15 protein-coding genes and 2 pseudogenes are annotated in these 17268 nt (G+C 70.2%); 6 read left to right on the forward strand and 11 right to left on the reverse strand.

Annotation, left to right across the window (positions count from 1 at the left end; genetic code table 11):
* Nucleotides 1-14: 14 nt before the first annotated feature.
* The 4 genes and pseudogenes from ACE4Q9_RS34205 to ACE4Q9_RS34220 form a co-directional block, all read right to left on the reverse strand.
* Entirely contained in the window at nucleotides 15-344 is a 330-nt protein-coding gene (locus ACE4Q9_RS34205; RefSeq protein ID WP_397988545.1) for a helix-turn-helix domain-containing protein, read from the reverse strand.
* The gene (locus ACE4Q9_RS34210; protein WP_397988547.1) at nucleotides 341-1450 is read right to left on the reverse strand and encodes a tyrosine-type recombinase/integrase; all 1110 of its coding nucleotides are present in this window, start codon (nucleotides 1448-1450) and stop codon (nucleotides 341-343) included. Before ACE4Q9_RS34210 ends, ACE4Q9_RS34205 begins: the two co-directional genes overlap by 4 nt.
* 124 nt (nucleotides 1451-1574) lie before the next feature.
* Nucleotides 1575-2109: pseudogene (locus ACE4Q9_RS34215) on the reverse strand (response regulator transcription factor); the annotation flags it as partial.
* Between the two features lie 212 nt (nucleotides 2110-2321).
* Nucleotides 2322-2990 carry an HAD family hydrolase gene (locus ACE4Q9_RS34220; protein WP_397988549.1) on the reverse strand — a complete coding sequence of 223 codons (669 nt, stop codon included), beginning with the start codon at nucleotides 2988-2990 and terminating at the stop codon, nucleotides 2322-2324.
* An 81-nt stretch (nucleotides 2991-3071) separates the two neighbouring features.
* Here ACE4Q9_RS34220 and ACE4Q9_RS34225 point away from each other — a divergent pair, with 81 nt between their 5' ends.
* The 4 genes from ACE4Q9_RS34225 to ACE4Q9_RS34240 all read left to right on the forward strand — a co-directional run bounded on the left by ACE4Q9_RS34225 (nucleotide 3072) and on the right by ACE4Q9_RS34240 (nucleotide 7639).
* Nucleotides 3072-4274: a helix-turn-helix domain-containing protein gene (locus tag ACE4Q9_RS34225; protein ID WP_397988550.1), complete on the forward strand. Its 1203-nt coding sequence runs from the start codon at nucleotides 3072-3074 to the stop codon at nucleotides 4272-4274.
* A gap of 447 nt (nucleotides 4275-4721) precedes the next feature.
* Nucleotides 4722-5165: a hypothetical protein gene (locus ACE4Q9_RS34230; protein ID WP_397988552.1), complete on the forward strand. Its 444-nt coding sequence runs from the start codon at nucleotides 4722-4724 to the stop codon at nucleotides 5163-5165.
* Between the two features lie 329 nt (nucleotides 5166-5494).
* A complete protein-coding gene (locus tag ACE4Q9_RS34235) occupies nucleotides 5495-7108 on the forward strand; it encodes a glycoside hydrolase family 27 protein (RefSeq protein ID WP_397988874.1) in 1614 nt (537 codons plus the stop codon).
* Between the two features lie 387 nt (nucleotides 7109-7495).
* On the forward strand, nucleotides 7496-7639 hold the full coding sequence (locus ACE4Q9_RS34240) for a helix-turn-helix domain-containing protein (RefSeq protein WP_397988554.1): 144 nt from the start codon (nucleotides 7496-7498) through the stop codon (nucleotides 7637-7639).
* Nucleotides 7640-7701: 62 nt separating this feature from the next.
* On the opposite strand, the gene ACE4Q9_RS34245 is transcribed toward ACE4Q9_RS34240, so the two are convergent.
* The 3 genes from ACE4Q9_RS34245 to ACE4Q9_RS34255 form a co-directional block, all read right to left on the reverse strand.
* On the reverse strand, nucleotides 7702-8376 hold the full coding sequence (locus ACE4Q9_RS34245; RefSeq protein WP_397988556.1) for a hypothetical protein: 675 nt from the start codon (nucleotides 8374-8376) through the stop codon (nucleotides 7702-7704).
* A gap of 226 nt (nucleotides 8377-8602) precedes the next feature.
* Nucleotides 8603-9454: a MarR family transcriptional regulator gene (locus tag ACE4Q9_RS34250; RefSeq protein ID WP_397988557.1), complete on the reverse strand. Its 852-nt coding sequence runs from the start codon at nucleotides 9452-9454 to the stop codon at nucleotides 8603-8605.
* Nucleotides 9455-9808: 354 nt separating this feature from the next.
* Entirely contained in the window at nucleotides 9809-10375 is a 567-nt protein-coding gene (locus ACE4Q9_RS34255) for a hypothetical protein (RefSeq protein ID WP_397988559.1), read from the reverse strand.
* Nucleotides 10376-10767: 392 nt separating this feature from the next.
* Here ACE4Q9_RS34255 and ACE4Q9_RS34260 point away from each other — a divergent pair, with 392 nt between their 5' ends.
* Nucleotides 10768-11571 (forward strand): SDR family NAD(P)-dependent oxidoreductase, encoded by an 804-nt coding sequence (locus tag ACE4Q9_RS34260; protein ID WP_397988561.1) that lies wholly within the window; start codon nucleotides 10768-10770, stop codon nucleotides 11569-11571.
* Nucleotides 11572-12163: 592 nt separating this feature from the next.
* On the opposite strand, the gene ACE4Q9_RS34265 is transcribed toward ACE4Q9_RS34260, so the two are convergent.
* Both ACE4Q9_RS34265 and ACE4Q9_RS34270 read right to left on the reverse strand, forming a co-directional pair.
* Nucleotides 12164-13330: a protein-L-isoaspartate(D-aspartate) O-methyltransferase gene (locus ACE4Q9_RS34265; RefSeq protein ID WP_397988563.1), complete on the reverse strand. Its 1167-nt coding sequence runs from the start codon at nucleotides 13328-13330 to the stop codon at nucleotides 12164-12166.
* Nucleotides 13331-13674: 344 nt separating this feature from the next.
* Nucleotides 13675-14703: pseudogene (locus tag ACE4Q9_RS34270) on the reverse strand (IS701 family transposase); the annotation flags it as partial.
* Between ACE4Q9_RS34270 and ACE4Q9_RS34275 the strand changes: the two are divergent.
* Nucleotides 14635-14784 (forward strand): hypothetical protein, encoded by a 150-nt coding sequence (locus ACE4Q9_RS34275; protein WP_397988896.1) that lies wholly within the window; start codon nucleotides 14635-14637, stop codon nucleotides 14782-14784. The pseudogene ACE4Q9_RS34270 and the gene ACE4Q9_RS34275 overlap by 69 nt on opposite strands.
* Before the next feature lie 462 nt (nucleotides 14785-15246).
* On the opposite strand, the gene ACE4Q9_RS34280 is transcribed toward ACE4Q9_RS34275, so the two are convergent.
* A complete protein-coding gene (locus ACE4Q9_RS34280) occupies nucleotides 15247-15447 on the reverse strand; it encodes a hypothetical protein (protein WP_397988564.1) in 201 nt (66 codons plus the stop codon).
* Nucleotides 15448-16197: 750 nt separating this feature from the next.
* Entirely contained in the window at nucleotides 16198-17004 is an 807-nt protein-coding gene (locus ACE4Q9_RS34285; RefSeq protein ID WP_397988565.1) for an ABC transporter ATP-binding protein, read from the reverse strand.
* Nucleotides 17005-17268: the final 264 nt, after the last annotated feature.

Here is a 17268-nt window from a genome sequence, read left to right on the forward strand (position 1 = left end):
TGATGGCGACCAGGTCACATCGGCGGCAGGGAACGGCCGTCGCGGCGCTTGGGCACCACGGCCGGGGCCACCATCGAGCCGGTCGTGGCCTCCTGGACTCCAATCTGCTGACCTCGGCGGCTGACCTTCCCGGGCTCGGGAATCAGCAGATCGCCGATCTCGCAGCCGAGCACGACACAGATCACGTCCAGGTCCTCCAGCTTGAGGGAGACCGGCTGGCCGGACCACAGGCCGGACATCTTCCCAGCCGAGATCACCAAGCCGTGCTCAGCCAGGCTCCGCTGGAGCTCGGACGCCTTCCAGATTCCCTTGTTCGCGGCGGTCAGCCGAAGGTTCCACTTCATCCCATCAGTCCTTCCAACCGCTTCGCGGCCCGCTGCTGCCCGGACACCCAGGCGTCCTCGACCCGGGTCTGCTGGACGTGGATGTATCGCATCGTGGTGGCGATCCAGGAGTGTCCGAGGACCTCTTGGATCCCGAGCAGATCAAGCCCGCCGAGGTAGAGCTCGGACGCGCAGAAGTGCCGCAGGACGTGCGGCGTCAGCGTGTTGGCCCAGCCGGGCAGATGGGCTTCCGCCGCGGCGGCAAGACCGTTGCGCAAGGCATCGTCGCCGACGCGGCGAGAAGAGCCGTCGGTGTTCTTGCGCTCGGAGGGGAACAGCGGGGCCCCGGGGCGGGTGTGGTCGTCGTCGAACTGGCCCCAGACGTCCTCGATGAACCACCGAAGCGTGCGGTCGGCACCGTTGATCAGCGGCACCATCCGCTCACGCGGGCCCGATCCGCGGGCGCCCTTGCCGTGGCGCACGTGGAGTTTGCCGAAGCGGCCCAGGTCCCACTTGATGTCGGCCAGGTCGAGTTTGCATGCCTCGCTCACCCTGAGTCCGACCTGCGACATCAGTTTCGATGCGGTGTAGTTCCGCGCGGTGGGGGCGAACTTGCGGCAGGTCGCCAGCTCGCCGCCCCAGCCGGTAAACAGTGTCTTGATTTCCGGCTCGGTCGGCGGGATCCGCAGGGCGGCGGCGTCCTTGGATCCCCGCGGGCGGTTCATCTCGTCGATCGGGCACTCGATGACCCGCCCGGTCATCCGATGGATCTCGACCTTGTGCCGCAGCTCCAGGAACAGGAAGTACGTGGTCAGCGCTTGTGCGCGGGCCAGCCGGGTGCCGCTCGGCGAGCCCCGCAGCACCTTCCCGAAGTACCCGTCGGCGTCTGCCGGCTCCATATCCCACAGCGGCCGGCCGAACCAGGCCCGCATCTGGTCCAAGTGCCCGACGTCCCCGCGGATGGTGCCGTCCGCCAGCCCCGCCGAAGCCCGCGCGAGGACGAACCCGGCGAGTACGTCGGTCTCGAACTGTTCCAGTTCCTCCGCCGAGACCGGATCGCGGAACTCGCGCAGGTCGCGTACGGCCGCCAGCGCCAACCCGAGCCTCCTCGCCTTCACCCCGATCACGGATCGATCGGACGAAGTGAGAACGCTTCAAGAATCCTGAAGTTACGTCACCGGCTCGAAGAACACCCCAAGGAGGCAGGACAGCCTGGCCACAGGGACAAGGACTCAGCGGGGCTCAGGGGAACTCACGTGATGTCGCACAGTTCGACCGGCCGCGTCCGACTAGGGTCAGCACTTCCCGTTCCCGCTCGGTGATGCCCTCGACCGGCCGTGGGGAGCGTTCCGGGACAGCCGCGGGGCGCCCGATGAAGTCCGCGATCAGGCGACGTGTCACACCCGGCGCGATCGGTGCGTCGTCGGCGGCGACCACGGACCGCCGCGAGGAGCTCGTCCAGCGCCATGTCCTTGACCACGAAGCCGCTCGCGCCGGCCCGGAGCGCGCCGTAGACATGGTCGTCCTCGTCGAAGGTGGTCAGGACGAGGACGCGCGTGGCTGCCGGCCCGGCCGTGATCAGGCGGGTGGCCTCGATCCCGTCCATGCCCGGCATCCGGATGTCCATCACCACGACATCGGGACTGACATCCCTGACCAGTTGGACCGCCTCGGCGCCGGTGGCGGCCTCACCGACGACTTCCAGGTCGGGGCGATCGGCCATGATCACACGTAGACCGGACCGCACCAGCGGCTGGTCGTCGGCGAGCAGGATCCGGACGGTCATGACGCGGGGCTTTGCCTTACCCAGCTATGCCGCCGCCGTCACGTCCTGGTGCTGCACTCGCGCGAGTTCGGCGCACAGCCGCTCGTACTCCGCTCGCTGCTCCCGCGAAAGAGGCACCTGCAGATGCGACCACACGGCCGGATCTGCGCGTTGATCTCGGCAGCAGACCGCACAGCGGTGCAGGGCCGGGAGGTGGGGGACATGCCCTCAGACTAGTGATCCACTGCCGCGAGCAAACGGGTCGTATCCGACAGATCGTCGAGTACGGCATCTGCACCAGCATCTCGCAGCGCTCCAACAGGTGTTTTGCCGGTCGCGACTGCCACCGTGTACACACCGGCCTCGTGGCCGGCAGCAACATCAGCTGGCGTATCGCCGAGGAACACTGCCCTCTCCGGCGCCACTCGCGTCCGCGCGAGTGTAGTCCGCAGCAGCTCGGGGCGCTCCTCGCCATCCTCCCCGTACGCCCCCTCGTCCAGGTCCAGGTAGGGGTCCAGGCCGAACACGGCGAGCTTCACCTCGGCTGCCACGCGCACGTTTCCGGTGACAACGGACTGACGCACACCGCGGTTCGCGATAGCGGCGAGTGCCACGGCGGCGCCGGGGAGAGCATGCCCGCGGTCCCGCAACTCGGCCGCACGGCGGACGTGCAGCGCCCCGAGCGCCTCAGCGAACCGGGGGAACAGGCTCGCGTCGCATTCGACGCCGTGCAGGCGCGCTGTCTCACGCAGAATCACCCGCTCCGTGGAGCCCGTAACATCGGCCTGCTCCCGCATGACCACGCCTGTCACCTGATCGAACGCCGCGCCCCACAGCTCCCGACCCAGACCACCCGTCGCCATCAGCGTATGGTCGATGTCCCACAGCACCAGTTCCGGCACCAGATGCTCCTCTCCGTCCGAATCCTGGGTCCCCACACAGCGGGCACCCTACGCTCAGACAGGAGGGTCGAGGAGCGGCGCATGGTTGCATCAGACCTTCCCATTGGGGACAGGATCAGGCACTACCGCGGCGGCCGACGGCAGGACGCCGTCGCCGGACTGGTGGGCATCAGCCCGGACTACCTGTCGCAGATCGAACGCGGCCTCAAGGTGCCCTCCCTGCCGATCCTGTACGCCCTCGCGCAGGAGCTTGGGGTGCCGGCCGCCGCGCTGTTGTCGGAGCGGCCACCCGTCGAGGAGGAGGCAGCGGGCACAGCTGAGGCCGCAGTGGGCCGCGCCCTCCTCGGCTACGGACCCGCCCGAAGCGCTGCACCGATCGCGACAGCCGTACTCAGGGACCGGGTCGAAGCAGCATGGACAAGCTGGCAGACCAGCGGCGCACGATTCACTGAGGCTGCCGAGACACTGCCCGATCTCGTTGCCGACGTAGAGCACGCCGCGCGCGCGGCCCGAGCCGGCACGGACGTGGCTGAGCGACGCGCCGTGCTCCGGGCCGCCGCCGACCTGTACTGCCTGCTCCGCTCGTACCTGCGGCGTACCGGCCGCGTTGACCTTGCCACCCTCGCTGCTGACCGCGCGCTGCGCGCTGCCGAGGACGCTGACGACCCGCTGCGGATCGCTGCCGCGCAGTGGAACCTTGGCCATGTGCTCCTCGCTGCGGGCCAGCCGGCCGAGGCGGAGGAGCTGGCGTTGCGCGCGGCCGAGCAGGTAGCCGCAGCCCAGATCCCGGACGTGAAGCGGGCGGCGATGGGCGGCGCGCTCCAGCTCGTCGCGGTCGTGGGCGCGGCGCGCCGCCGGCGGTGGTGGGAGGCCCGGCAACGGCTGAAGGAGCACGCCGCGCCAGTGGCCCGCAGGGTGCCGGACAACAGCAACGTCGGATGGACGGTGTTCGGGCCGACGAACGTGGCCCTGCATGCGCTGTCGATCGATATGGAGGCCGGTGACACTGGGGAGGCTCTGCATACAGCGGACGCGATCGACACGAGCCCGTTGCCGTCACTGGAGCGGGAGTTCACGTTCGGGCTGGAGGTTGCCGCCTGCCACAGTCAACGTCGCGACGATGCTGCGGTCCTGCTGTCGCTGCTGGGGCTGGAGGCGGTCGCACCGGAAGATCTCGCGCGGACGCCGCTTGCGCGGCAGCTGGCGCTGACGGTGATCCGTCGCGCGCGGGCTATGCATGCCCGGCAGGCCGAACAACTGGCCCACCGGATCGGTCTCGTCTGACCGAGCGTCTGGGGCACCCGAACTGTCAGCTCGGGTGGGATAGGCGTGCTCTGCCTACGGTCAGTCGTGTCAGACAGACGCGCTGGTCGTGGAGGCCTTTCCCATGTCGAGTGACACCGTGAGCAGCCCCCCGAGCGCCGCCATGCTGCTCACTTCCTGGGAGCTCCCGGCACCGTCACAGCTGACGGCCCCGCAGGTACGCGGCGCCCACTGCGTCTGGTGCGATTGGCATCTTGACGGCGCTACCGCGGTAGACCTCGGGCAACGCTACGAAGCAATCCTCGGTGTCGTCGGCCGCTGGTTCCCCCGCGGTTGCCGGACCTGCACGCTAAAGCGGGCCCTGGCCGCGTACAAGTCGCACTGGAAGTGCTGCGAGCAGTGCACGGACGACCCGACTCTCTGCGACGTACAACGTGCCCTCCGCGCCCTAGCCCTGGAGCTCCGTCGATGACCGCCGTCCTGGTTCCCGAGGAGTCACAGCGCCTGCACCGGCTCATCGCCTACCACCAAGTGCCCCTGGGGTTATCCGAGGAACAGTGTGCTGGCGCGGCTTGCGTATGGTGCGCGGGCCCCGCAGGACCGGACGCTGTCGGCCTGGAGTATCCCGGCTACCACGGCTGCTCCGACTGCTACCTGGCCCGGATCAGCTGGCTGATCACCTGGTACGCCTGGCAGCAGCACGTGCTGGACTGCACGCCCTGTCGGCGGCAGCGCATCTGCTACGTCGGCCGCGGCCGACGCGTCCGGCACGAACTCACCATCGCGCCCGCAGGCAAGGAGCCGCTGTTCTGCTCGGCTTGCCACCGCCCCGTGGACGCCGACGAACCGGCAATGCCTGCCTTCTGCGAGGGCTACTCCGGCACCCACCTCGGCTACGGCCACACTGCCTGACCGAAACTGCGCGTACTCCGTGCTGATGCTGCTGCCCTTCCTTCGTCGAGCTTGCAGAGGCTGGTTCCCCGGATGCCACGTCGCCCCTCTTGACGGGGGTGGCGCGGCCTGCCACGGTGTGCAGGCATCCGCACAGAAACGAACAGTTTCCACCGTCACCTCACATACTTGTTCGGCCTGCCGCTGTTGCCGGCGGGGATGTGACGCAACGCCACGTGGGTTCGCCTGCGGCCGGATGCCCCTCAGGCGGACACTCCGACTGGAAGGAAGGGCACATGCACTTTCGTCCCGCTCGCGAATCCCGCGCGCACCCGGCCGGGAAGGGCGGCATGCACGGCGTCGCCCGCAGATCCGCCCTCGCCGCGTCCGGCACCGTCCTGGCCCTGCTCACCGCGTCGGCCGCTTGGGCCCTCGGCACCGCGCCGCAGGCGGCGGCACTGTCCAACGGGCTGGCTCTGACCCCGCCGATGGGCTGGAACAGCTGGAACAAGTTCGGCTGTGACGTCACCGAGCAGAAGGTGAAGTCCGTCGCGGACCACATGGTGTCCTCGGGTCTGGCTGCGGCCGGCTACAAGTATGTCGACATCGACGACTGCTGGATGGCCGGCAGCCGGGACTCCGGCGGCCACCTGGTGCCCGATCCGTCCAAGTTCCCCGACGGCATCGCCGGCACTGCCGCCTACATACACGGCAAGGGCCTGAAGCTGGGCATCTACGAGAGCGCCGGCACCAAGACCTGCCAGGGCTTCCCCGGCAGCCTCGGCCACGAGCAGACCGACGCGAACAGCTTCGCCTCCTGGGGCGTGGACCTGCTCAAGTACGACAACTGCAACAGCGACGGCAGTCCCGCGCAGCAGCGAGACACCACCATGCGCGACGCGCTGGCCCGTAGCGGTCGGTCCATCCTGTTCAGCCTGTGCGAGTGGGGCGTGGACAGCGTGTGGAAGTGGGGCGCGGGTGTCGGCAACATGTGGCGCACCACCGGCGACATCAGCGACAGCTACAGTTCCATGCTGTCGAACTTCCACACCAACGTCCAGCTCGCCGAGTACGCAGGCCCCGGCGGGTGGAACGACCCGGACATGCTGGAGGTCGGCAACGGCGGGATGTCCTTCACCGAAGACCGCAGCGAATTCAGCCTGTGGGCGGAGATGGCCGCGCCGCTGATCGCCGGCAACGACCTGCCGAGCTCCACCGCCGCCACCGCCTCCATCCTCGGCAACCGCGACGTCATCGCCGTCGACCAGGATTCCCTCGGCAAACAGGGCGTGGAGATCGCTTCCGCCGGCGGCCTGGACGTGCTGGCCAAACCGCTCGCGAACGGCGACGTGTCGGTGGCGCTGTTCAACGAGAACTCCGGCGCGGCCACCATCTCCACCACCACATCCGCGGTCGGCATGCCCGCCTCCAGCAGCGGCTACACCCTGAACAACCTGTGGTCGCACGTGAAGACCACCACCACGGGCGCGATATCGGCCACCGTTCCCGGCCACGGCACCGTCATGTACCGCGTGTCCACCGGCAGCGCCACCACCACCGGCACGACGCACCCGCTGATCGGCGCGTCCTCCGGCCGCTGCCTGGACGCCTACGACAAGCAGACCACGCCCGGCACCAAGATCGACATCTGGGACTGCAACGGCGGCGCCAACCAGCAGGTCACGCCCACCGCCGCGGGCGAACTGCGGCTGTACGGCGGCACCCAGTGCCTGGATGCCTACGGTGGCGCCACCACCTCCGGCACCAAGGTCGATCTGTACACCTGCAACGGCGGTGCCAACCAGCAGTGGCGACTGAACTCCGACGGCGCCGTCACCGGCGTCCAGTCCGGCCTGTGCCTCGACGTCACCGGCGGTGACCAGCCCTCTGGCAACGTCAACGGCACCCAGGTGGAGCTGTACACCTGCAACGGCGGCGCCAACCAGCAGTGGCGATTGGGCTGAGCCAGCGGCCCACGGCCCCGTTCCCGCCCCTGGGGCGGGGCCGTCCGGCACCGGGCCTGGTCCGGGTGGAGACGCGACTGGAGTCGGGACACCAGCTGCGGCTGCTCACCCGGAAGGGCCGCAAGGAAGCCAAGGCGCTGCTGCCGAAGCCGGTGCGGATCTCCGCGCCGCGCAAGCTCCGCCTCGACGCCAAGGGCCGGCCCGTGAAGGACGACGGCTACGACGAAGACGCCGCCGCCGTCACCTCGACCGGGGCCGTACTGGACCTGTCCTCCGCCCTGGCGGTCGCCCAGCAGGCTCAGGTAAGCGCCCAGGTCGGGCGCGTTGCCAGTGGTGCCCTCTACGATGCAACGCAATTGCTCTGCATGCGAGTTGAGGGGTGGGTGAGTGCGGCAGGACGTTCTCCGGGCGTTCCAGTTCGTTCTGGGTCCTACGCCCGTCCAGGTGGAGGCGTTGGCCCGGCATGCGGGTGCGGCGCGGTGGGCGTTCAACCATGCGCTCGGGGTGAAGGTGGCCGTGCACCAGCAGTGACGGTGCGAGGTACAGGGCTGCTGGACGAGGGTGTCCCGGAGACGGAGGCGCGTAACGGGGCATTACGCGTAGTGGCGCAGTTCGGGCCACGTCTCGCCCCAGGGGTGGCGGGGGCCTGTGCAGACGTAGACGTGGCCGCCCCATTCGACGTTGTGCACGCCGTAGGGGTTGGAGAGGGTGGCAGCCACCCGGACGTGCCGGAAGTACCGGAGCAGATGGGCGGCGTACTCGGGGGCGTGGTCGGGGCCGGGGGCGACGGCCACCACGGTCGTGGCGTCAGGGTTGCCGGGCCCCCACCACCAGTCGGTGTTGTGGGCGCTTACTGCGGTGGGCAACGCCGTACCGCGGCCGAGTTCGTTGATAGCGCCGGCCTCGCCGTAGTCCGCCGTGAAGATCACCGCGTTCGCGCGTTGCTCGGGCGGGAGCCCGGTCCATACCTGCCGCACGGTGCCCACCAGCTGGGGCCAGCCCAGGGATTCCCCCGAATTCGCGTTGATGCCGTACGTCCAGGCCACGTCGGAGGGCGGCAGTGCCGGCAGCACGATCACGGCGAGCAGCGCAGACGAGACGGCCGTTGCGACCATCAAGCCGCGCAACCGGCCCGGCCGGGAGTGCAACCACCCGTCGAGTCCCACGGCCCCGGCCGCCAGCAGGCACACGTACAGGCCGCCCAGGTAGTACACCTGCGCTCCGGTCGTCACGGCGAACAGCACGAACAGCACGGCGTACGCGGTCACAAGGCACCGCCACAGCGGTCGGCCGGACCTGCCGGGTGGTGTCTCCGCCAGGCCCGAATGCGATGGCGGCACCACCGAGTTGCCCGAGCAGCCCACCCACCGCCAGCGGCAGCACGGCCGCGTCGGCGTCGACCTCGGCGTCAGGCATCTGGCCGCCCTCTCCCAGCCACGCGCTGCCGCAGTCGCGCGGTCGTAGCCGACCCGAGCGGCCTCGGCATCCTGCCTGTCACTGCGAGCCTGAGGCCACCAGGGCCGCCGTGATGGGTTCGAGGTCGGTGATCAGTTCGTCGAGTTCGGCGGGGGACAGGGCGTCGTAGGGCGGGGTGGCGAGTTCGTCAGTGACGGTTTCGATGCGCCGTTTGGTCGCGCGGCCCGCATCGGTGAAGTGGCCGTCGATGTCGATGAGTCCGCGTTCGCGCATACCGTCCAGGACCGCGGCCAGGCGCTCCTTAGGCAGGTGTTGGATGCGTCCGAACGACTCCGGGGGGTGGATGCCCTGTTCCAGAGCGGAGAGCACGTGGGCCTCCGTGCCGCCGATACGCGCGCCGACGAGAGCGGCGATGTGCCCGTCGCCGCGGTGCTCACGCAGCATGGTCGCGGAGTGCCACAGCCGGGCGACGGGGTCGCTGGGTACCTCAAGGGCGCGCATGCCGGCGTACATCACCCGGCCTTCGGTAGGGGCGCTCGTCGCGGCCTTGGTGATCAGGTCCGCGGCGCGCGCCAGACCCGGGGACTCGGCCAGCTCGTCGCCGAGGATGCGCCGTAGGGAGGCCGCGCTGCCCCGCTCCCGAGCGGCGACGGAGGCCTCGGGCGAGATCGTCTCCCAGGCGCTGGGGATGTGCCGTGCCACTTCCCCGTCGGCGAAGTTGTAGAAGGCTGCGTGCACGACTTGGGCCGGCACCCGTCCCAGTGGTGCGGCGCGGCTGGCGAAGTAGCCGTCCCAGTAGGTGCGGTGGCCGAGCGCGGCCAGTTCCTCGTTGCACTCGCCCGCGAGGAACGTGACCAGGCAGATCGGCTCCAGGAGCCCGAACATGCGACGTGCGATGTGAGCCATCGGATGCAGGCGCGTCTTGTCCACCGGATTCTCCCTGCGTCAGGTGTGCCGACTTGGACCGTCACGCACACCGAAACTCATCGGCGACCGAAGGGAAGCAGTGCAGATGGGTCGGCGTCTGCATGGTTGTGCATGCGAGAGCGGGTTCAGATCCTGCCCGAGGGCCAGCGCAGCACCGAAACGCTCCTCAGCCCCCGAGGACGGGGCGGTTGAGGAGACCGGCCCCGGCACAGCCTGACGGTCCTGAACATCGTCTGGCTCGGGTAGCCACCCCTGTGACAACGGCCCGGCCCGGCATTGCAGCTGCCGGGGCCGGGCCGTTTCACATCGTAGCCACCGCCGTATCCACCCGATGGCAACGCGGATTCATGCCGATAGTCACCAGGCGCCGCGGGGCCGGTAGGCACCGAGCTGTACCTCGCGCCGACACTCCGGGCACTCCGGCAGGCCCTCCGCCTGGCGCGGCTTGTCGTCCTTGCCCCAGCTGAACCCGCACAGCGCCTTGTGCGTGACGCGGAAGGTTTCGTCCTTGGTGGCGTGCGAGCCGTAGCCCGGCACCATCCAGGTGAACGTCGCCTCTCCGTCGTACGGGGCGCCGTTCGCCCAGACGTAGGCCGGCTCGGTCGTGGTGCAGCGCATCCGCACATCAGGCCCCGTCCAGCGCTTGCCGTACCGGATCTCCGAGCTCGCGTCGACCGCGTCCGCGAGGCGCTCGAAGGACAGGTCGAAGTCGTGCATGTGCTTCCACCGGCCGGGCCGCTGCTCACGCATCAGCGAGCGGAACATCAACAGCAGCCGCGCCAGATCGTGCTGATCGACCCGGACCGTGTTCGTCTCCGGGTCGTAGCCGTACGCCGGGTCGTGAGCGGGCTTCTTCGGTATCGGTCCTCGTTCGCGTTGCGGCCAGCGCCCACCGCAAGGCCCGCGGTGCGGCCGGATACTCAACGACCCGGGCCTGCCGGAGCCACGCCCCCTCCGCCTTCCGTGCGCCGACGAGCCCGCCGGGAGGCTGCGGTCTCAGGCTCCCGCTCGATCCCCGCCACCGGGCCCCCTCTCGCCTCGTGCGGCAGCCCCGCGCCCGCCGTCGCGGATCAGCGGGACAGGCCCGCTCTCCGAGCGATGCCACGCTGTGAGGCTAGGAGACTCACAGGCCGTTTTCCCAGGTGGGCGGGGTGAACGGTGAGGCTGAGGTGCAGCGTGGACAACGAGTACCCACCTCGCTTCCACGCCCGTATCCGGCAGCAGCCAAGAGCCTTGTCCGGGACGCGGTGGCTGGCTGGTACAACGGTGTTTGTACGCGCACACTGCAGGTCAGCGGGCTGAAAGGCGGCACACAGGTGAGCACACGACGCGGTACGGCCCTGGTGACGGGCGCATCCTCCGGCATCGGTGCGGCCTACGCGGAGCGCCTCGCCGTCCAGGGATGGGACACGGTCCTCGTGGCCCGCAGGGCCCAGCGGCTGGACGACCTCGCCCGGCGGTTGCGCGAGGAGACGGGCACCACGGCGGAGACCCTGGTGGCCGACCTGTCGGTGCCCGACGACCTGGCCCGGGTGGTGAGCCGGGCGGCGGGCGACGACATCGGGTTCCTCCTCAACAACGCCGGTATCAACGGGTACGGCCCGTTCGCCGAGCTCGAACCGGACTTGCTGGCGAAGGTCCTGCACATCAACGTCCTGGCCGTCACCGCTCTCACCCGGGCCGTGGTCCCGGGCATGCTGGCGCGCGGTGACGGAACCGTGGTCAACGTCGCCTCGCAGCTGGCCTTCGCGGGCTCGCTGCCGCCGCACCCGCTGCCCGAGCGCGCGGTGTACGGCGGCACCAAGGGCTACGTCGTCACCTTCACCCGCACCCTCGCGGCCGAGCTGGCCGCCACACCGCTGAGGATCCAGGTGCTGTGTCCGGGGCTGACCGCCACCGAGTTCCATCGATCCCGCGGGCAGGAGCCGGTGCCGGAAGGTGACCAGGCCGTGCACGCCGAAGGCGGCATGCCGGTGGGCCAAGTCGTGGACGCCTCACTCGCGGCGTTGGACGGCGACCGGGTGGTGTGCGTACCGGGACTCGACGAACCGTCCCTGACCGACGCTCTGGCGGAGGCCGAGGCGGCGATCCGCGCGGCGGCCCGACGCGGCACGAGCTGACCGTGAACCCCATCCGGAGGGCCCTGCCGTGCCCGACACGGCCGCGCGGCCGCACTCGGGGCAGAGACCGATCAACTCCGCGGCCACCCGCTTGCGCAGCCGGCGGTCGCGGCGCCACTGCCTGGCCTTGGCCGCGTATGTCCGCGATGGTCTGGGCGTCCGCGATCTGGCCCGCCAGATGCAACAGGAGTGGATCGCACCGTGACGTGCGAATCGCTGGAACAGACCGGGCGCCGTCGATAGCAAGCGGCGATGTCGTCTCCACGCCTTGCGGGATCGCTCCCCGTTCGCCTCGATCCCGGGGACAGTTTCCTGGCGTCCGCGCGCCCGGGGGCGGCTTCACGCGATCTCGGGTATCGGGACGGCCGACGGTCGTCCCACGCGCGGAAGAGTCCCAATACATGGCTGCTGCACAGCTCGTCCACACCCGCGGTGAAGACCCTGGTGATCCACGAACGAGGTGAAGCAAAATGACTTGGTCACCTGACAACACCGCAGGTCACGAAGAGTCGTCCCCGCGCCCGCGGGGGTAGCTCCAATGCAGAAGACCCGCGCTCGTTCGCCTCGGCGTACGAGCGGGGGGCTTCTGTTTTCAGACCCTCCAGTAATCCGTCGGTTGGTCCAGCCAGGCACGCTGACGGTGCACGCTGACAGTGAGCCCGAAGCGTTCGTAGCCTGGTTCACCAGCTGCCCGCCACCAGGCGAGCGCCGACGCGACCTCGTCCCACAGCCGTCGAGGCCCGGACTGCCACACCGTGGCCTCCGCGCGGCCGTCCTGGAACATGACGCAGGCCCAGGACCGGTCCTTCAGGCCGTAGAACCACACCGGCCGGGCGCCGTCCCGCTTATCAGCCACCTGCTGATAGCAGTCGCATACCCTCAGCCCCACGGCGAATCGCTGGGCGGCGAACTGGCCGCCTCCCAGAAGCTGTTCCTCGGTGACGGTCGTGGTACTGCGATCGGCGCCGTTCACCCCGTTCGGGACGTAGACGTCGTGGCCGGCGAACTGGGTCCGCTGCCCACGCAGCTTCATGAACTCGACCGGCCCCAGAAAGCGGCCGTCCGCGATGCACCCATCCTCGGACACCTGGAGCCGCACGAGGGCGTCGCCATTGCCGAAGTGCGTCCCCCACGGGGCGAGGATCTTCCCGCCGGGGGCATCGCGGAGCCAGGCCGGCGGAATCCGGCGCACCCCGGCCGTGGCGATGATCCGGTCGTATGGCGCTCCCATGTCGTCGCCGTCCTCGCCGTCCCGAGTCAGGACCGGCCCGTACAGCTGATGGGCCAGCAGGCGCTCACGGGCTGCGTTGGCAACGTCCCTGTCGATCTCGATGCTCGCCACGGCATCCGCTCCGAGCCGGTGGGCCAGGAGCGCCGCGTTCCACCCGGTCCCGGTACCGATCTCCAAGACCCGGTGCCCGGCCTCGACCTCCAGAGCCGACAGCATGCGGAACACCACGCTCGGCATGGACGCCGACGACGTCGGCACGCAGCCGGGCCCCTCGCCTGTACCGTCGTCCCACTGGGTGACGATCGGCACGTCCGCGTTGACGTAGGACGACCAGAGGGCCGGATCGGCGCGCCGGTCTACGGCGACGGTGGTGCCGGTGTCCATGTCGAACGGCCAGATGACGTCCGGCAGGAAGTCCGACCGGGGCACGGCGGCGAACGCCGGGAGCCAGTCGGCCGTCAGGTGCTTGCGTTCGAGAAGGGAGCGGCCCAGCTCGGACCGTCCCTCCTCCACTCCGGTGAGTGTCATCTCAGCCGATGAACCGCGGGCCGCCGTCGGGGGACGGAGGGGTCGGCGGCAGGGGCCACGGCTCGCCGGGGAGGCCGTCGTCGCCTTCGCCTTCGCCGCCTTCGGCCATCCGCCAGGTGATCGATTCCCTCATCGTGTACTCCTTCTGTGTTCATACTCCTCGCCACCGACCCAGGTGGGTAGGTGGCCTCCGCCCCGACGAAGGGACGGAAGATCATGGGCGCTCTGCCGGGGCAGCGCGGGGCGTACAGCAGCCGCGCGACGCCTTCGGGAAGGAACAGGCCGCGGGCCCGGTGCTCGGCCCACCTGTCCGCGTGCTCGGGCAGCTTGGCGTACTTGGGGCAGAGGGGGCAGCCGTCGCCGTGCGGCTCGGGTACTTCCTCGACCGCCCAGCGGCTGCCGACCACACGAATGAGCTGGTCAAGTGTGGTGTCGGCGGGGCAGTAGGCGATGTAGTAGGAGATCTCCTCGGGCCTGCGGACGCTGCGGCGGGCGATCACCCAGTGCCTGCGGTCTTCCCGGTGCCAGGGCCGGACCTCCACCCGTGCCCAGTCGGACACGCGGGGCCCATGAGACCCGTTCCCGCAGGACCGGCGCTTCCACTTCTGCCGCGGCAGCCCGTGGAACAGGTCATGAACGGGGTGGTCCATGGCCCAGCGGGTGACGACGGTGTCGTGGCGGGTGGTGGCCATGACGTGGAAGACGTCCGCCCGTTCCAGCTCGGTCCGCCAGCTCTTGGAATAGCCGTAACCGGCGTCCGCGGTCACCCACCCGAACGGGATCTTCCCCTGGATCGCCCGGCGGACCATCGCCCGGGCCATCGCCACCTTCGTCTCGAAGGCGACCTCGTCGTCGATGCCGGCCCGCCTGCACCGTTCCCGGTCGTCCGTCCGGGACGTCGGCAGATAAAGGCTCCGGTCGATGAGGGTGCGGCCGCGGTCGGCGGCATAGGCGAGGAAGACCCCGACCTGGCAGTTCTCCGTCCGTCCCGCGGTTCCGGAGTACTGCCGCCGGACGCCGGCCGAACGGTTCCCCTTCTTCAGGAAACCGGTGTCGTCGACGATCAGTACCGCATCCCGGTCCCCGAGATGTTCCACGACGTGCTCACGCACGTCGTCCAGGACCTCGTCCGCATCCCAGTCGATCCTGTTCAACAGCCGGTGGATCCGGTCGGGTCCCGCATGACCCGCCTCCTCCGCCAGCGTCCAGCCGTTCTTCCGCTCCAGCGGTGCGACGAGTCCCCGCATATACGCCAGCGCCGATTCACGTGGCTCCGACCTGGCGAAACGATGCACGAACCGCTCGTGCAGAGCCCTCAGTTCACCGGCCTGCTGTCCGTCCTCGCCGTCGTCCTGCTCGCGTTCACCGGCCACGGTGACGCCTCCCTGATCGAGGGACTCGCCGGTGGCGCGGTCACCGGCGGGAGCCGGTTGACGGTGATCACCCGTCGCTGAGCCGGGGCCGGGCGGAGGCGCCCGGTGCGTCTCCGCCCGGCCGTACGGCCACACGGGCACCATGCCAGCGGACTCCTCCATCCCCATCACGGAGGCACTCCGGCTCTCCTCCTCGGCTGTACCGCGTCGGCGACGACCTCGCCGTCAACACGCGAACGGCCACTTAAGGCAAAATGGCTGCACGTGTAGCCGTCCGATGCTGGACTCGTTCGGGTCAATGGGTCCAACCCTCCGGCGCGTCGACGCTGTGGCGGGCAGCACGCAAGTCGGCCAATGCCTACAGGGCCTCGCCGCGAGCAGCGGCCGCCTCGGTGCCGGCGGGCAGTTCGGCGCCGCCGGAGTCGAGGAACAGGCGCAGCGGGCGCAGTCGGTACCAGCAGGCCTTCGTCGCCCTCGGCGTGTGCTCCGGGCATGGTTGGTAGGCTGACGACGGCCGTGCGAGGACGAGTTGGTCGACCAGGATCAGAACAGGGCGTCCTGATCCGGCTCCTCTCGGGGCAACGGCCCGACGTCCTCGCCTCGCCACTTCGCCTCGAGGTGTTTGCGCCAGCCCGTCGGCGGGGGCCAAGGGACACCCCATTCGGCGAGCTGCTTCTTCGACCAGCCGCCGTTGGGGGTCTGGGCGGCGGCGACCTCGTCAGGCGAGGGAACGTAGTTGACCATGCAGTGATGCTGCCCCAGTACACGGCCCAGGCGCCATAAGGCCGGTGGTCACCGCACGGGCGAGGCTCGCCACCGAGACCGGCCCGCGCTGGTCGGAGCCCAACGCGCCCGCGTTTGTCGCGATCGACTGGCACGACCGCGTCACCGGAGCAAGGTTCCGGGCTCCATGACCCGGGTCTTGAAGCGGATCAGCACCGGGGCCAGGGCCCCATCGCCTGAACCGGCCACAGCCTCGGCCTCGGCATGGTGGCCGACTCCTTCACTTGCGGCATCCTGCGGACCTCGAAGCGGGCCGGGGTGCCGATCGCCGGACTTCCCCGGGCCAACACGGCTAACGATTGAGGCGGGTGCCGCCGCGCGTCCCGCTCAGCCAGCCAGGCCAAGGACCCGACCCGCGGCCCGCTGCCACGTCACGCCCTGGTACCGCGCGGCTGGCGACGCGCCCTCGCCTGGCCGCCCCCCCGCCGGCCCACCACTCGCTCCCGCGCCCGACCCGGACCGGCACCCTCAGCCGATCCTGGCGAGCAACTCATGGAGACGGTCGGCTTATCCGGCTCCGACGAGGCGGCGGTCCTCACCTGCACCGCCATGCTCCGCACCTGGATGCAGCTCCCCGTCCTGCCCGCTGACTACCCCGCCCAAGGCCCTGCCGCCCGCGTCCGCGCTCCGTCACCTGGGCCTGCACGGCACCCTGGTTGCCGGCCGGGGAAAGCACCCGGCCGGGCCGACCGCCCCCGTGCGGTCACGGTGTCAGCGGCCCGAGCGTGCGTACCACCGGCCGTCGTGGCGGGCCACATGCACGGGACGTCCGAAGCAGCGCGTCATGTTGTCCGGGGTGAGCACGCCGTCGATGGGACCGGACGCCAGCTCACGCCCCTCCTTGAGCAGGAAGGCATGGGTGGTGCTGGGCGGGAGCTCCTCCAGATGGTGGGTGACCGTGACGGTGGCGAGACCGGCACGGTCGGCCGCGAGCCGTTGCAGCGCGTCCACGAGGTCCTCGCGGGAGGGCAGGTCGAGGGCGTTGAAGGGTTCGTCGAGCAGGAGCAGCGACGGATCCGCCATCAGCGCGCGGCAGATGAGGATCCGGGCCCGCTGGCCGCCCGAGCAGTCGCCGAAACGGCGGTCGACGAACTCCTTGCACCCCAGCTCACCGAGCAGGTCGTGGGCACGCTCGCGGACCGCGCTGCCGTACTCCCGCCACAGCGGCTGCACGGTGCCGGTCGCCCCCGTGAGGACGACGGTGTGGGCGGTGGCGTCCAGCGGGACCTTCTGGGCGGCGGACACCAGGCCGACGCGGGCCCGCAGTTCGCGCATGTCGACGCGGCCGAGCAGGTCACCGAGGACCTCGACGGTGCCGGCGGTGGGATACATGGCCGCTCCGACGAGCCGCAGCAGGGTGGTCTTGCCGGCCCCGTTGGCGCCCAGCAGCGCCCAGTGCTCGCCAGGCCGGACGGTCCAGGTGATCCCGTCGAGGACGATCTCCTGCCCGGTGGTACGGCGGTGGACGGCGACATCGGTCAGCGCGACGACGGCGCGGGGTTCCTCGGTTGTGGTCACGTCGGCAGAGTAGTGCCGCGACGCGCGAGCGCACCGGGTGTCTTCGGATGCGGACAGCGTGGTTGACGGGGCCGGTCACGGCACTGGTTCTCCGCGGCCGCCGGAGATCGCGCTCGTCGTCCCCAGGGTAGGTGTTGGCCTGCCGCACCCATGCCGCGGCCTCCTGCGGACAGAGGTCCGTGCCGCCGGACCCCTCGTCGGCGGTCCTGCCGTGGCCGACGCGCCCCATCGTCAGCGCGCCGGTCCTCTTCACGCCCGAGGCCC

It is taken from the genome of Streptomyces sp. AM6-12 (assembly GCF_044327085.1).
Taxonomy (GTDB): domain Bacteria; phylum Actinomycetota; class Actinomycetes; order Streptomycetales; family Streptomycetaceae; genus Streptomyces.